Origin of the sequence: Humisphaera borealis (assembly GCF_015169395.1) — a bacterium.
Lineage (GTDB): Bacteria > Planctomycetota > Phycisphaerae > Tepidisphaerales > Tepidisphaeraceae > Humisphaera > Humisphaera borealis.
On the sequence record NZ_CP063458.1, the window covers coordinates 3273957 to 3290217 of the forward strand.

At 64.8% G+C, this 16261-nt stretch carries 10 protein-coding genes; 5 read left to right on the top strand and 5 right to left on the bottom strand.

Annotation, left to right across the window (positions count from 1 at the left end):
* The first annotated feature begins 15 nt into the window (after positions 1 to 15).
* Complete coding sequence (locus IPV69_RS12185; RefSeq protein ID WP_206295387.1) at positions 16 to 480, top strand: DUF6678 family protein; 465 nt, start codon at positions 16 to 18, stop codon at positions 478 to 480.
* On the opposite strand, the gene IPV69_RS12190 is transcribed toward IPV69_RS12185, so the two are convergent.
* Complete coding sequence (locus IPV69_RS12190) at positions 461 to 1696, bottom strand: GNAT family N-acetyltransferase (RefSeq protein ID WP_206295388.1); 1236 nt, start codon at positions 1694 to 1696, stop codon at positions 461 to 463. The genes IPV69_RS12185 and IPV69_RS12190 overlap by 20 nt on opposite strands.
* A 272-nt stretch (positions 1697 to 1968) precedes the next feature.
* The gene (locus IPV69_RS12195; protein WP_206295389.1) at positions 1969 to 3261 is read right to left on the bottom strand and encodes a tagaturonate epimerase family protein; all 1293 of its coding nucleotides are present in this window, start codon (positions 3259 to 3261) and stop codon (positions 1969 to 1971) included.
* Between the two features lie 384 nt (positions 3262 to 3645).
* Here IPV69_RS12195 and IPV69_RS12200 point away from each other — a divergent pair, with 384 nt between their 5' ends.
* From IPV69_RS12200 to IPV69_RS12215, 4 genes are all read left to right on the top strand, one after another.
* The gene (locus IPV69_RS12200; RefSeq protein ID WP_206295390.1) at positions 3646 to 4191 is read left to right on the top strand and encodes an RNA polymerase sigma factor; all 546 of its coding nucleotides are present in this window, start codon (positions 3646 to 3648) and stop codon (positions 4189 to 4191) included.
* Entirely contained in the window at positions 4184 to 5893 is a 1710-nt protein-coding gene (locus tag IPV69_RS12205) for a LamG-like jellyroll fold domain-containing protein (protein ID WP_206295391.1), read from the top strand. Before IPV69_RS12200 ends, IPV69_RS12205 begins: the two co-directional genes overlap by 8 nt.
* A 29-nt stretch (positions 5894 to 5922) precedes the next feature.
* Positions 5923 to 9381 (top strand): DUF7133 domain-containing protein, encoded by a 3459-nt coding sequence (locus IPV69_RS12210; RefSeq protein WP_206295392.1) that lies wholly within the window; start codon positions 5923 to 5925, stop codon positions 9379 to 9381.
* A 388-nt stretch (positions 9382 to 9769) separates the two neighbouring features.
* Positions 9770 to 14284, top strand: a complete 4515-nt coding sequence (locus IPV69_RS12215) for a PVC-type heme-binding CxxCH protein (protein ID WP_206295393.1) — start codon at positions 9770 to 9772, stop codon at positions 14282 to 14284.
* A 402-nt stretch (positions 14285 to 14686) separates the two neighbouring features.
* Here IPV69_RS12215 and IPV69_RS12220 read toward each other — a convergent pair whose 3' ends face one another.
* From IPV69_RS12220 to IPV69_RS12230, 3 genes are all read right to left on the bottom strand, one after another.
* The gene (locus tag IPV69_RS12220) at positions 14687 to 15358 is read right to left on the bottom strand and encodes a 3-keto-disaccharide hydrolase (RefSeq protein WP_206295394.1); all 672 of its coding nucleotides are present in this window, start codon (positions 15356 to 15358) and stop codon (positions 14687 to 14689) included.
* Positions 15359 to 15520: 162 nt separating this feature from the next.
* The gene (locus IPV69_RS12225) at positions 15521 to 15991 is read right to left on the bottom strand and encodes a hypothetical protein (RefSeq protein ID WP_206295395.1); all 471 of its coding nucleotides are present in this window, start codon (positions 15989 to 15991) and stop codon (positions 15521 to 15523) included.
* Positions 15984 to 16202, bottom strand: a complete 219-nt coding sequence (locus IPV69_RS12230; RefSeq protein ID WP_206295396.1) for a hypothetical protein — start codon at positions 16200 to 16202, stop codon at positions 15984 to 15986. Before IPV69_RS12230 ends, IPV69_RS12225 begins: the two co-directional genes overlap by 8 nt.
* Positions 16203 to 16261: the final 59 nt, after the last annotated feature.

A 16261-nucleotide genomic window follows, 5' to 3' on the forward strand; every position in this document is an offset into this window, starting at 1 on the left:
TCGCTCGAGGCAGTCGTGTCAGACACACCTATCGCAAAGCTCACCGCGACACTCGATGATCACCAGCGATGGGTCCGTCTTGCCTCACGGTTCAGCCTATCGTGCATGAGCAATACCAAGTGGCGAAAGGTGTTCGCCGCGATCGATGAATCCGGCATCTCGATCCGGCGGTGCGAGTTCAAATGTATTGATTCGGACTACATCACCATGGAGCCCCGCCCGCCGCTAACGCGTGAACTAATGGAGACGCGGTTCGCGGACAGCATTTGGCAGCCGTTCGAATACAAGTGGATCGAGTGGTTCCGCTTTCCACGGGAGTTCAAACCGTACCCCGGCGTGGGCCTGGCCGTGTACCAAGACCTCGAGGCCCTGAGAGACGCGATCATGGCGGCCGCGGCGGCGTGTCTGGAATTGGACGCAGACTATCTCTGGCTTTATGGCTACCGCCGCGCTACTTATGTCAAAACGCCTCGCTCGTAAACGGCATCGGCCCCACCGCCAGCGCGTCGAGCATCCCAACCGCCCCGGTTGATCCTGTTGCGAGACCGTATCTCACCGCCTGTGACGCCGGGGTCTCGCCGCAGGCGATGGACGCCCACGTCGCACTGTTACATTCGAACTGCGGCGACTGGTCCGATGGCGTGACCGTCATTCGGCCGTCGGCGAGGTCGACCAGGAACTTGCCTGTGTCGCCTTCGACCTCGTGCACCGCCACCACCGCCCGGCCGCGCTGGTCGGGGGGCAGCGCTACCATCGATTCCAGGAACGCCTTGTGGTCGAGGATGCGCATCATCATGCGCGTCTGCATGCGGCACTCGGCGGCGGCGTGGGGGACGATGCGGTGCGGGACCTGTGATTCCTTCAGCAGCCGTTGCAGCGGCAGATCGACCGGCAGCAGCATGTGGCAGGTGGCGTACTGGTCCTTGAGGCTGCCGAGCATACGCAGGATTCTCAATAGTGCGGGCGCGTCTTCGTAGCCCAGCTCTTCAACAACCAGTTGCCAGCGGCCGTCGGGGCGGACGACCGTTTCGAAATAGACGTAACCGCGAATCGGGCCATTGGATTCGGGGCGGTCGACGAAAAAATGCCCGTCTTCGAACTGGCCGATCAGGTTGATCCAACTTTCTTTCGTCCGCTTGATGTCGCACTGACCGCGGCAGACCTGCTTTTGGCGGCAGACGGCGAGGGCTTCCAGATCCGTCGAGCGGTAGTGTCGCAGGCCGTCGGTATCGCCGGCGGGCAGCAGCGGCGTGGGGATGACCCAGTCGTGCCGGCGTTCGACGACGCCGTAGCCGAACCGCTCGTAGAACGAGTTTCGAAAGGGCATGAGCGCTGAGACCGACTGGTTCCGCTCCCGGGCCCGACGGAGCGTTTCGTTCATGATCCGCGTGGCGATGCCCGGCTGATCGGCCGAGCCGCCCCGGCGGTGCGAGCGGATCGTGCCCACATACGCCACCCCCTGGCACCAGGCCGCCCCGCCGCGCACCCAGGTGGTCAGCGACAGGCTGGTGGAGGTGCCGACGGGTTCGCCGTCGAGCTCGGCCAGGAGGAAGTCGCCGGCCTTGACGCGGGGATCGGTGCGAATGCGTTCCTGGAAGCGTGGAAGATCCTTGGACGCCGGCGCGTAGGCCCGCATTCGCGTCACGGCGACGCGGTCGCGTTCATCGTCTTCGACCCAGCGGAACGTCAGAGGCATAAGAGTAAGGATGAAAGCAGAAGCTCGAAGGATGAACAAGAGGCCAATGAACAACGAGCCCATGGCACGACCGGGATCGCGGCGCGCGTCCCCACATCTCTACTTCGGCCGTCCGGGCGTGGAACTTCGGACGGGAGGGAAGAATGAATGACGAATGAAGAATGAAGAACGGGGAATGGCTCAGGCGTCATTCCCTGTTCTTCATTCTTCATTCTTGATTCTTCATTGCGTTGGATGCGGCAACCAACTCGCCACGGCTGGAAGTGCTCGTCCTACATGCCATCATTCAGCGCTTCCAGGTGCTTGGCGAAGTGCTCCGAAAGCACTTCTTCGTACGTCGCCGGGTGGCCGGTGAGAACACCGAAAACTTCGCCCTTGAGGGTCGGGTCGGTCAGAACCGAGCCAAACGTGCAGTGCAGGATCTGGCGGCCCGGCTCGGTGAAACCGAGACCCGCCGGCGTCTGGCTCCAGATGCCGAGATAAATCTGTTCCAGCTTGCGGGCGTCTGCCACATCGCTCTGTGGCGGGGCGCTGTCGAGGGTCGCCGAGACGTGGTAGGTCGCTTTGTCGGTGTCGTATCGGCCGCGGCTGAAATCGATGATCTTGCGGAACAGCCGTTCATCGTGCCGGGCGACGACGCGGAGGGCCTCAAGGTAGCTGGTGCCGGCGGTCTTCACGTGGAACTTGCCCTTGGTCGCCCGCGCCAGCGGCGCGTAGATGCTCAACTTATCGGACCCCGAGTGCAGGCTGAGCTTGTACGGGCCGAGCAGTTCGGCGATCGCCGCGTGATCGGCGACCGACTTTTCGAACAACGCCACTTCACCCTTGTAATCGACGCCCTTCTCCAGTTCGCCGATAAACCGGGGCGCGAGGCTGACCAGCTTCAGGCCGGCCTTGAGCATCTGGTCGGCGATGATGTAGTGCTCGGCGAGCGTCGTCGGCTGGGGGGTTTCGTCCACGGACAGCTCGATCTCGTGCGGCTGACCGAGCTTGGCGGTCGTCGCGGCGATGTGCTTGCCGAGGTCGATCGCCAGCTTGATAGCCCGGCCGTACTTAACCGCCGCACGCTTGCAGGCGACTTCGCTGAGGCTGATGCGGGTACCGTTGGGCAGCGTGACCGATTTATCCTGATACTGCGTGATCCAGGGGATCTGCGGCCCGACAGTCGAGAACTTGCTTACGAGCACGTCCGGCGCGTAGCTGTCGGCCTGCTCGTCCACTTCCGCCGAGGGGTCGATGGTAAAGAAGGTAAAGCCGGCGGCGGCGGTGCGCTCAATGTCCTGAGGGGTCTTGAGGTGGTCGGCATCGGCACCGTGAACCCCGAAGAACTTGGTCGCCGCCAGGGCCGCCAGGGCGTCGTTCATGACGCCATCGGGCGTGCGGTTGGTACGGCCCATTTCGCGGATCGACTGCTGGGCGAAGATCGGCTGGATCGAACCGCCCGCCCGGCGGAGCGCCGCGACATGGCCCGGCGTTGCCAGGCCGGTGCGATCACCGAAGCCGAAGCTCGGCGCCATGCCCAGGAGAGACGCTTTCTGCACGCTGTTGGAGAGGGTCGCGGTCATGGACACAGTCTAGAGGCTGCCGCCAGACAGGGGAAGGAAATGGCCCCCTTACTGTCGCGAGTTGAACATCCGGGAAGGAAATTGACGTGGCTTCAGAGAGCAGTTCCGGCCGCCTCGCTTCCGCCAATCGGTCCGCCCGCGGGCCAAAACGGTCTCTTTGGTGACGGGTCCTCGATATTCGCGCATTCGCAGCCTGGGACCGCCAAGCGCTTGCTCGGCATGTCGAAGAGCCGAGCAGGCGCTCGGCGGTCCCAGGACGCAAAACTTGCCCAATCCGCCCGGCCCGTAAACAACAGACCAGAAGAAAGACTGCCTGAGGATTTTTCTTGTCCGGTTTTCCGTCCTCGTGTGGGATAGGAGCGGCAGGAGAAAACTCCGCCGACGATGAAACTATCGGAAGCCAAGGCAGCACAAGCATTTCTGGCCCATCACGGGTTCGTGAAGGGGCTGGCGCTCCGTCACGCGCCCCTGCCAGGCATCGCCGACGACATCCTTCAGCAGGTTTTTGTCGAGTTCCTTGCCAAAGCCGACCAGTGGGATCTCGATCGCGACGTTAAACCGTTACTCGCGACCATGACGCGTACCGTTGCGCTGCGACACTGGCGTGACAAAACCCGCGACATGCCTGAGGTGGTGCAGAAGCTCGCCGAGCATGTGCGAATGCTGGCCGAAGAGCGGTCTGCCGCGCCAAGGTACGCCGATGAGATCGCTGTCCTTCGAAGCTGCGTCGAGAAGCTGCCGGACAAGAGCCGGGCGCTGATCGACCTCTATTACTACGACGACATCTCAACCCCGCAGATCGCCGACCGCCTCGGAATGAAGGCCGACACCGTCTGCCGGGCGATGGGACGGCTGCGGGAGAAGCTTCGGGAGTGCATCGACCGCGGGCTGAAGTCCGCCCTTCCGGAAGGCGGGGTGGCCCATGGATGACCGCGACGACCTCGACCTGCTCATCGAACAGTATCTGTCCGGCAAGCTGACGGATGCCGAAGCCGCTGCGCTGCTGTCGCGGCTCGACCGTGATCCGTCGGCCGGACATCGGCTGCTGGACCAGTTGCACCTCGACACGATGCTGCACGAGGTCGCCGACACGCCGAGCCATGCCGTCGTGCCCGAGCCTTCGCCTGCGGATCATGGCATGGGCGTGTTGCCCCTGTTGAACCACGGGCGGGACGACCGTGCCACGGTCTACCGCCGACCCCTGCACCGATGGGTTGCCGTTGCGGCATCGCTTCTGGTCGTGATCGGTGTGACCTGGTGGGCCATCCGCACGCCTTCCAGGTCCAACCAGGCCGCCTTGCCCTCAAACCCGGCCACCCAGCCCGCCGAGGCGATCACGGCATCAATCGCCGTTTTGACCCGAACGGTCGATGCTCGCTGGCGTGTCGAGCACGAAGCAACGGAACAGGGTTCAGCCCCCGCCGCCCCGCCTCGGGTGGGCACCGCGCTGGAACCCGGCTGGCTGCGGCTCGACGCCGGTCTGGCGCAGATCGAGTTCTTCAACGGCGCACAGGTCGTGCTGGAAGGCCCCGCCGAGTTGCAACTGGTCTCGGCGTCTGAAGCGTTCTGCCTTTCCGGAAAGCTGCGGGCGGAAGTCCCCATGCAGGCCCGCGGGTTTCGCATCACCACGCCGCAGATCAATGTGGTCGATCGCGGGACATCATTCGGCGTTGAAGTCTCACAGGCGTCGGCGAACGTGCATGTCTTCAAGGGCTTGGTCGAACTGCACGACCGGCAGGAAACAAGCTCGGTCCCACCAGCAGCCGTCACCCCGGCGATGCGCGACCTGACCGCAGGCCAGGCGGCCTCGGTCGATCAGGCCGGCAGCATCCGCCGGCTGGCCGCCGACGCGACGGCGTTCGCGACGCCGGACGACATCGACCGCCGGCTCAACGAATCACATCGCCGCTGGCTCGTCCGCTGGCAGGACGCGAGCGTGTTCGCCAACGCCGACCCGTCCCTACTCGTCCGATTCGATTTCGAGAACGCCGGCCAGGCCGATCGCATTCTCACCAACGTCGCCGCCGGCGCGATGACCGATGCAGCAATCGTCGGGTGCGGCTGGTCGGAAGGGCGCTGGCCGGGCAAGGGCGCACTCGAATACCGCGGCGTCGGCGACCGGGTGCGGATCGAACTCCCCGGCGAGCTGCAATCGATCACCTTCGCCGCCTGGGTGCGGGTTCACGGGCTGGATCGCAGCTTCAATTCGCTGTTCATGTCTGATGCGTTCGGCCCCGGGTCAACCCACTGGCAGATCCTTCGCGACGGCAGGGTTCGCCTGGGCATCGGCAGCGGCAAGCCACAAGACACCGACAGCCCGCTCGTCTTCACGCCCGAACGACTCGGCCAATGGATCCACCTGGCGGTGGTCTACGACGCCGATGCAAAACAGATCACCCATTACGTTGACGGCCGAGCGGTCAGCCGGTCTTCCATCCAGCCGCGCAAGCTGACCATCGGCCGAGCGGAGCTGGGCAACTGGAACCCGGCAACGCGTGCCGACGGCGCGGCGATCCGCCATTTCAGTGGCCGGATCGACGAGTTCTCGGCGTACGCCCGAGCCTTGGCCGACGAGGAAATCGCGGCGATGTACGCGGTCGGCGCGGGGCTGACCGAAACGGCCTCGCCCTGATCGAGCAGGTTTTTTACTTCGAGGAAACTTTGAACCCGATTCGACGCAGAAAGACGATTGTCGGCGGCATTGCCGCATCGCTGGTGGCAGGCCTGCTCGTCAGCGGCTACGCCGCCGACGCGCCCAAGACGCCCGCCAAGCCCTCGGCCCCCAAGGCGGCCGCTCCCAAGCCGGGCGAAGCAGCCCCACCGCCGAAGGTTCCGCCCCTGGGCGGCGCGGCGGCGGAGTTTCTGACCGTTCCCCCGCGCCCGGCCAAGCCGCCGCTCCCGCCGAGCAAGCTGCCGCTGGAGTTCGTTAAGAACGAACGGGTCGCGTTCGTCGGCGCGTCGCTCGCCGAGCGCATGAACCTGACCGGCAGCTTCGAAGCGATGCTCCACGCCCGGTTCCCCAAGCAGGAACTGGTCATCCGCAACTTTGCCCGTCCCGCCGACGAAGTGTCGATCCGCCAACGGTCCAGCGGCTACACCGGCCTGGGCGACCCGATCTACGCCTTCGGTGCCGACACCTACATCTGCTTCTTCGGGTTCAACGAATCGTTCGGCGGCCCGGCAGGAGTGGACAAGTTCAAGGCCGACTACGAATCGTTCATCGACACCTTCGGCGCCCAGTACCCGCGCGACGACACCGGCTCAAAGCCGCGCTTCGTCATCGTCACGCCTGCCGCGTTCGAAGCCAGCGGCAACCCGGATCTGCCGTCGGGCAAAACCGAAAACGACAATCTGCGCCTGTACGCCGAGGCCGCGGCGGAAGTGGCCAAGAAGCGCAATATCGCGTTCGTCGATCTCTTCGTCCCGACGCGCGCCGCGTTCGACGCGGAGCCCGGCCTTCAGTTCACCACCAACAGCGTGCATCTCAATCACGCCGGCGATCTGAAAGTCGCGCAACTGCTCGACGTGGCGCTGTTCAACAGCCCTGGGCAGGCCGCGCCCGGCTCTCCGGCGTTCGAGCAGCTTCGTGCCGCAGTCGTCGACAAGGCGTGGACCAATCTCCAGGACTACCGGATGCTCAACGGCTGGTACGTCTTCGGCGGACGTCGAACGTTTGACACTGATACCTTCCCCCGCGAGATCGCCAAGATCCGCAACATGGTCGCCGTCCGCGACCGGTACGTCTGGGACATCGCCCAGGGTAAGCAGGTCCCGCCGCAGCCGGACGACAGCAAGACCGGCGAACTGATCACCCCCGCGCCCGGCTTCGGCCGCTGGCCGAACAAGGAACCCAAGCAGCTCAAGTACCCGACGCCGGAGGAAAGCATCGCCACGATGCAGGTTCCCCCGGGTTATGAGGTACAGCTTGTCGCGTCCGAGCGCGAGTTCCCCGAGCTGACGAAGGTCAACCAGATCAACTTCGACAACAAGGGCCGGCTATGGGCCTCCTGCATGCCGACCTACCCCCAGTGGAAGCCCGGCGACCCCAGGCCCAACGACAAGCTCGTCATCCTCAGCGACTTCGACGAAAAGGGAAAAGCCCGCAAGCACAAGGTCTTCTACGACAAGCTCATCTGCCCGACCGGCTTCGAGTTCTGGAACGGCGGCGTCATCGTCGTGGACGAGCCCCGCCTGCTCTGGCTCAAAGACACCAACAACGACGACGTCGCCGACCAGGTGGTCGAGCTGTCCGACGGCTGGGGCACCGACGACACCCACCACACCATCGGCGCGTTCGAATGGTCGCCGGGCGGACTGCTGCACATGCTCGAAGGCGTCAGCATGAGCACCGCCGTCGAAACCCCGTGGGGCCCGCTGCGCAAGAGCGGCGCTCCAGGCTGCTACGTGCTCGATCCGCGCTCGCAGAAGATCCGGCACTTCGTCACGCCCGGTTACGGCAACCCCTGGTGCTACGTCTTTAACTGGTGGGGCCAGGGCATCGTCGGCGACGGCACCACGCCCCAGCAACACTGGGATACGCCGCTCAGCACCGCCCCGTATTCGGGACGCAAGGGCATGAACACCGTCTTCGACGGCGAAGGCATGCGGCCGAACGTTGGCACCGAGTTCCTCTACACCCGTCAGTTCCCCGACAACATCCAGGGCAACTTCATCTTCGCCTGCGTCATCAACATGAACGGCCTGACCACGTTCGAGGTCCGCGACGACGGCGCCGGCTACAAGGGCAACCGCCGAAAGAAGCCCGGTCCCGACGGCAAGCCCGCCGCCGACGACCTGCTGTCGGCGAAGGACAACATGACGTTCCGCCCGACCGACCCGCAGATCGGGCCCGACGGCGCCCTCTACTTCGGCGACTGGTGCGCCGCCCTGATCGGCCACATGCAGTACTCGCAGCGCGACCCCGGCCGCGACAAGGCCCACGGCCGGGTCTTCCGCCTGGTCTACACGGGCAAGCCGCTGCTGACCCCCGTCACGCAATTCGGCAAGCCGGTTCCGGAACTGCTCGAGCAGCTGAAGGAGTACGAACCCCGCACGCGCTACCGCGCCCGCCGCGAGCTGCGCGACCGCCCCACGCCGGAAGTGCTCGCCGCGATCAAGAGCTGGGTGGCGAAACTCGACCCGGCCGACAAAGAGTTCGACCGCCTGCGGCTCGAAGCGCTCTGGGTCCAGCAGGGTCACCACGCGGTGGACCCGGCGTTCCTGAAGGAAGTCCTGCGAGCCAAAACCCCCGAAGCCCGCGCCGGCGCCACCCGCGTGCTGGCCGACGAGTGGGAACGCATCCCCAACGCCATGGAACTGATCGCCCCGCAGGCTTCTGACGAGTTCGCCCGGACGCGCGTCGAAGCGATCCGCGCCCTGAGCTTCGTTCGCACCAAGGCGTCGGTCGAGACAATCCTGAAGGCCGCCGCCCTGCCGCGCGACTACTGGATCGACTACACCCTGCAGATGTCGCTGGGCGCGCTCGACCCGGTCTGGAAGCCGGAGTTCGCCGCAAAGACCATCGCCCAGGACAACCCCAAGGGCTTGGAACTGCTGACCGAACTTGAGGCGCTTTCAAAGCCGTCGGGGGCGGCGACGGCGGCGATCAAGAAGTTCCTGTCCGATCCGGAAATGCCTCAGAAACAGCGCGACGCCATCCACGCCGAGATCGCCAAGGCCAAGGGCAATGCCGACAACGGCAAGGCCGTCTTCCGCCGGGTCTGCTCATCGTGTCATAAGGCGTTGAACGAAGGCGTCGACTACGGCCCGGACATGACCGGCGTCGCCACCCGGCTCAAGAAGCCGGAACTGGTCGAGTCGATCCTCGAACCCAACGCCAAGCTCGACCCCAAGTACGCCACGACCAACGTGGACACCAAGGAAGGCGACTCCTACACCGGGTTCATCGTGTCGGAGACGCCGGAGGTGCTGACGCTCCGCATCGGCGGTGGCGTGAACCAGCCGATCAAGAAGTCCGACATCGCCAAGAAGGTGACGCTCAAGCAAAGCAGCATGCCCGAAGGCTTGGCCGCCGGGATGAGTGCCGAGGAGTTCATCGACCTGGTCGAGTTCCTGGCCTCCCAGAAGCAGGGAGCGCCAAAACCGCCAGCCAAGAAGTAGTGGAGGCCGTGTCGGCCAAGACCCGGAGAACGCGAAGGCACGAAGAAGTCGCGAAGGTGTTTGCTCTGATAGCAAGCGACAGTCGCGCTCGAGCATCGCTGCTCCACGCCAGGAACGCCAGAAAGCCGAGGTAGCCAGGAAGGAACGGTGTTTCCTTGGCACCTCGGCTTCTTGGCGCTCTTGGCTTCTTGGCGCTCTTGGCACAAAGCCGCAAGCAATGGTAGACCGCAGACTCAGTTTCTTCGCGTTTCCTTCGTGCCTTCGCGCCTTCGCGTTCTCTTGGGTTTTGGTGGCGGCGCAACCGCCAGGCACCACCCAGCCAATGACAACAATGTCCTGCCGAACCCGGTAATCCAGTAGCATTCGCATCAACCAACACAGGAGCCTCATGACCCAACGCACTCACCACCGGCAGTCCCGACTGGGAACTGCTGCCATCCTCGCCCTGGCCGTGTCGGCCGGCGGGGTGGCCTCTTTGTTCCCGACGTTCTTCGTCGCCGCCCCAGCCCAGGCCGCCCAGGCGCCGGCGCAAGCTGCCGCGCCGGCCGCCGCCCCGCTGCAACTGAAGAAGGGGGACCACATCGCGATCATCGGCAATTCGCTCGCCGATCGCATGCAACACGACAACTGGTTTGAAACCCTGCTTTACGCCCGCTACCCCGACTACGACCTGGTCGTGCGGAACCTGGCCGTCTCGGGTGACGAAGTCGCCACCCGCGCGCGGTCCGACAACTTCGGCTCCCCCGATGAGTGGCTCACCAAGACCAAGGCCGACGTCATCGTCGCGTTCTTCGGCTTCAACGAGTCGTTTGCCGGGCAGGCTGGAATTGATGCGTTCAAGGCTGACCTGGACAAGTACCTGAAGGAGACCAAGGCCAAGAACTACAGCGGCAAGGGTTCGCCCCGCATCGTGCTGGTGTCCCCCATCGCCGCCGAAAAGCACCAGGACCCCAACTTCGCCGATCCGACCGAATCCAACAAGCGCGTCGCGATGTACGCCGCCGCGATGAAGGAAGTCGCCGCCGCCAACGGTGTGCAGTTCGTCGACCTCTTCAGCACGTCGCAGGAGGCCTACGCCGCGGCCGCGAAGAACAACGCCTCGCTCACCATCAACGGCATCCATCTGAATGACGCCGGCGGCAAGGCGATCGCGCCTTCGCTGTTCCGCGGCATCTTCGACGAAAGCGCCCCCGAACTGGACGGCGACAAGATCACCAACCTGCGCTCGGCGATCGCCGAGAAGAACCGCCAGTGGCACGGCCGCTACCGCACCGTCGACGGCTACAACGTCTACGGCGGTCGTTCGCAGCTTGCGTTCCCGTCGGGCAAGCCCGGCGAGAAGATCAAGAATTACGACGTGATGCAGGAAGAGATGTCGCAGCGCGACGTCCTGACCGCCAACCGCGATCCGGTCATCTGGGCCGCCGCCCAAGGCAAGAAGGCCGAACCCAATGACGAAAATCTCCCCCCGGTCACACAGGTGCCGACGAACAAGGTCGGCCCGCTGGAGGCCGGCGCCTGGCCGTTCCTTTCCGGTGAAGACGCCATCGCCCGCATGGAAGTCCATGCCGGCCTGAAGGTGCAGCTCTTCGCCGACGAAAAGCAGTTCCCGGAGCTGGTCAACCCCGTGCAAATGGCGTGGGACCAGAAGGGCCGACTGTGGGTCGCCAACTGGCGCACCTACCCCGAACGCCGCCCGACCGACAAAGTCGGCGACAGCCTTCTGGTGTTCGAAGATGTCAACCACGACGGCAAGGCCGACAAGGTCACCCACTTCGCGTCCGACCTCAACTGCCCGACCGGCTTCCAGTTCTATAAAGACGGCGTCCTGCTCATGCAGGCCCCGGACCTCTGGTTCATCCGCGACACCGACGGCGACGGCAAGGCCGACTGGAAAGAGCGCGTCCTGATGGGCATCGACTCGGCCGACAGCCATCACACCACCAACGCGATGGCCCTCGACCCCGGCGGCGCAACCTACCTCTCCGACGGCGTCTTCCACCGCAGCCAGATCGAGACCGCCGCCGGCGTCGTCCGCAACACCGACGGCGCGATCTACCGCTTCGAACCTCGCTCCGGCAAGTTCGACCGCTACATCGCCTACGGCTTTGCCAACCCGCACGGCAAGGTCTTCGACTACTGGGGCAACGACCTGATCACCGACGCCACCGGTAATGCGACCTACTTCGGGCCGGCGATCAGCGGTCACATCGACTTCCCCAAGAAGCACCCCGGCATGAAGCAGTTCTGGGCCCGCCCGTCGCGCCCCTGCCCCGGCACCGGATTGCTCACCAGCAACCACTTCCCGAAAGAGTTCTGGGGCAACTTCCTCAACATCAACGTCATCGGCTTTCAGGGCATCTACAACGTCAAGGTCAGCGAAGACGGTTCCGGCCTTAAAGGCGAAACCGAGCCCCACCTGATCTCCTCGACCGATCCCAACTTCCGCCCCACCGCCGTCAGCACCGGCCCGGATGGCGCGATCTACTTCGTGGACTGGCACAACCCGATCATCGGGCACATGCAGCACCACATCCGCGATCCGAACCGCGACGACAAGCACGGCCGCATCTACCGCATCACCGCCGAAGGCCGTCCGCTCAACACCCCGCCGAAGATCGCTGGCGAGCCGATCCCCGCGTTGCTGGAACTCCTGAAAGATCCGCAGAACCAGGTCCGCGAATGGGCCAAGCTCGAACTGGGCACCCGCGACAGCTCGCAGGTCTGTTCCGAGGCCAAGAAGTGGGCCGCGGCGCTCGATGCCAAAGACCCCGCGTACGAACACCACATGATGGAAGCGCTCTGGGTTCACCAGTGGCACAACATCGTGGACGTCGATCTGCTCAAGCGCATGCTCGCCAGCCCCGTGCCGCAGGCGCGGGCCGCGGCGACCCGCGTGGCGCTTTACTGGCGCGACCGCGTGCCGGGCGTGCTCGGCCTGCTCAAGAAGAGCGCCGAGGACGAACACCCCCGCGTACGGCTCGAGGCCGTCCGCGCCGCCAGCTACTTCGACACCGCCGAGGCGGTTGATGTCGCACTGACCGCCGTCAAGCGGCCGACCGACTACTACATTGAGTACACGCTCACCGAGACGATGAAGCAGCTCCAGCCGGTCTGGAAGAAGGCGCTTCAGGATGGCACCCCGATCGCCGTCGATAACCCGATGGGCGTTCACTATCTCGTCGGCTCGGCGACCAGTGCCGAGCTGCGAGCCCTGCCCCGCGTGCCGGCCGTTCTGCAAATGATCCTGACCAAGGCCGACTTCTCCGATGCCGACCGCCTGTCGGCCCTGCAGGGGATCGCCGACGCCACCAGCAAGAACCGCGCCCAGATCCTGATCGACACGCTGGCGACCTCCGCTTCCAGTGGCCCCGGCGGACCGGTCGTCGCCCGGCTGCTGGCAATGCTTCCGCCGGACGACCTCAAGCCCCTGCGGGCCGAACTGGTGAAGATCACCAAGTCCAAGGCCGTGCCGGCCGTTCGCCGGCCCGCCTGGGCCGCGATCGTCGCCGCCGACGGCAACTTCGACGCCATCTGGCCCGAGGCCGCCAAGAGCACCGGCAGCCTCACCGAGCTGCTCGAAGGCATTCCGATGATCCTCAACGCCGAACTCCGCGCCGCGGCGTACGACAAGGTGATGCCCCTGATCACCGCCGCCCCCACGGCCGACCCCAAGGCCAGCCGCAGCCCGTCTGGCAAGTTCGTCCGCATCGAACTGGCCGGTGCCGGCGTCCTGACGCTCGCCGAAGTGCAGATCTTCAGCGGCGGCAAGAACATCGCCCTCGGCGGCAAGGCCACCCAGTCGAGCACCGACCACTCCGGCGACGCCTCCCGCGCGATCGACGGCAAGACCGACGGGTCGTTCGGCAGCGGCACCCAGACCCACACCAAGGGCGACAGCAAACCCTGGTGGGAAGTCGAACTGCCCGCCGAAACCCCGATCGATTCGATCGTGGTCTGGAACCGCTCCGAGGACAACGGCAAATACGCCGGCCGCCTCGACGGCTTCAAGATCAGCGTGCTGGACGCCAGCCGTAAGGAACTGTTCGCCAAGGCGGGCAACCCGGCCCCGAAGGAAAGCGCCAAGTTCGACATCGGTGCCGGTTCGATCAACGCCGACGACATCCGCACCGCCGCGATCGCGGCCGCCGTCAGCATGAACCACGAGCACAAGGCCGTTGCGACGGTGCTCGCCGGGCTGATCAACAAGGGAGACCTGATCTCCGCCTCGGCCCGCGGCCTTAAGACCCTGCCCCGCAAGATGTGGGACAAGGACCTGGGCGCCGCCGTCGCCGGCGACCTGATCGCCTGGGGCAAGAAGCTGTCGGTCGCCGGCCGCAGCGATCCGGAGAACATCGGCGTGCTGCAGCTCGCCGGCGAGTTGGTCGGCATGCTGCCGGCTGACAAGCAGGAAGCCGCCCGGGCCGACCTTAAGTCTCTCCGCGTTGCGGTGTTCGTTCTGAACACCGTCCGCGAGCAGATGCGCTACGACACCACCCGCCTGGTGGTTGAAGCGGGCAAGCCGTTCCAGATCATCCTGATCAACGACGACTTCATGCCGCACAACCTGGCGGTGGTCGCGCCGGGCGCACGCGAGAAGGTCGGCACCGCCGTCATCGAGATGCGGCCCGACCAGCTCGACAAGCAGGGCCGGGCGTTCATGCCCAACTTCAAGGAGATCATCGCCGGCACGAAGCTGCTCGAAGGCGGCCAGCGTGAGACCCTGAAGCTGACCGCCCCAACGGCCGAAGGCGTTTACGAGTACGTCTGCACGTATCCCGGCCACTGGGAGAACATGTGGGGCAAGCTCGTGGTGACCAAGGACGTCGAGGCGTACCTGAAGGCCAACCCCGACGCCGGCGCCGCCCCCGCCGCGGCGGGACATCAGCATGGCGCCCACTGACCGAGTAAGCCCGCCCGCCTCTCCTCCGGTGCACGGAGGAGAGGCGGAGGCTGCCGACGGTGGTGCTGCTGTGAAGATGAAGTCAGAAGCCTGAAGAATACAAAACGCAAAACAGGCAATGAAAAATGCAAAATGGCAATACGCGCCATTTTGCATTTTTCATTGCCTGTTTTGCATTTTGCATTCACGCCGATGCCGCCAGCCCCCGGCGATAATGCAACCTTGCGGGCCAATCCGTGACACGGGCTTCCAGCCCGTGCGCAACGCATGATACTTCAGGCAGCTGCTCCGAACGACAACACGACTCCGACATCGCCCGCACGGGCTGGAAGCCCGTGTCACTGACGGAGCCGCCGCGAGAGGGGCACACGCCCTAAGACCCTTGCGGCAGTGATGCCGCCCTTACAGCGCCGCCACCCGGATATTCCGGTACTCGCACTTCATCACCACGCCCGGGTGGATCTGGAAGCCCAGCGGCGCGGGGCCGGCGAACTTGGGATCTTTGTATTCCGACGCCTTGGTGCCGTTGATCCAGCAGGTGAACGTGTCTCCCTTCGCCTGGATGCGGAAGGTGTTCCACTGGCCTTCTGGCTTCATCAGCTTTGCGGCTTCCTTCGCCCGCCCGGTCTCGGGATAGCCGGGCTTGCCGACGTACCAGGAGCCGGACATGTCCACCTTCAGGCTCCCTGAAACGCCGAGCTGCAACTGGAGGTTGGGCTTGCGCATTTCGATGCCGGTGTCGACGCCGCGTGGCGGTTCGCCCTTCCAGCGGACGTCGAACTCGATGACGAAGTCGCCGTACTCTTTTTCGGTGTAGAGGTAGTTCCCCTTCTTGGCCGCGTCGTTTTCGCCGATCAGCACGCCGTCCTCGACGCGCCAAAACGCCTTGCTCGCGTCGGCTTTGAAGTTCGTCAGGTCCTTCCCGTTGAACAGCGGCTCGAGCTTCGGCTCGGCGGTGTCTTTGGCGGTGTTCGTGGCGGTTTCTTTGGCGGCATCCTTGTCCGCCGCGAGGCCGACGGCCGAGACCACGAGAAGACCCGCGAGAAGACATGCCGACAGGAGGGTTGGTTTCATGCCCGGTATGGTAGACGCATGCGCGGGGCAGTTGAAGCACAAAGCGACCGCGTTGGCTTAAGCGGCGCGAGAGGGTGCGGGTGCCGTCTTTCCCGTTGAAGGCGCGAGCGCCTGATCTGCTTTGCTGTTTCCGAGTTCTCCGGCCGCGTCAATCGGGCCGCGTCAGTCGCCGCTGAGTTGCTCGATATCAAGCAAGTCCTTCGTGCGGCCGCTGGCCCTCTTGAGCTTGAACAGCCAGTCACGAGTGACGTACCGCAGGCCGTTGTTCTCGACACTGGTGTCGATGAGCTGCTGCACGGGCACATCGGGCAGCCCTGGCACATAAGCGAACAGATCGACAAAACCGTCCCGCGTCCAAAGCATCATCAGCTGCATCGACTGGATGTAGGGAAGCGAAACGGCGTAGTCCTTTTCCAGCCCGGTGGCCGGGTCCTTCTCTGTCCCGTAGTAACGGGCACCGAGCTCGGTCAGCGCCGCCAGCAATCGAACTTCGCTGTCGGGCGTGCGAAGCCATACCAGGTCGGCGTCCTCGGTGGCGCGGACGTAGCCATGAAAGTTGACGGCGTGGCCGCCAATGATGGTGAACGGCACGCCGTGCCGCCAGAGAACCAGGAAGATGTCGGTTTCAGGCATCCAGCCACTCCGGTCGAACGTCAATCGCTCGCTTCCTGATGTTGCGTCGCATGAAGCGTGCCAGGCCTTCGGGGTTTTGCTGCAGTCGCTCCCAGCAGGCTCGCTGAAGTTTGTTCATCGCCGCCAGGCGCTCTTCGGGCGTTCGCTGCGCTTCCATTCGCCGCCGGAGCCGGTCGCGGATCGCGAGTTGCCTGGCGATATCGTCGTCCATGCGGGAACTATAGCGAGCAACCGACGTCGTGTGCAGACGCTGGTGGCAACGTGCGCCCA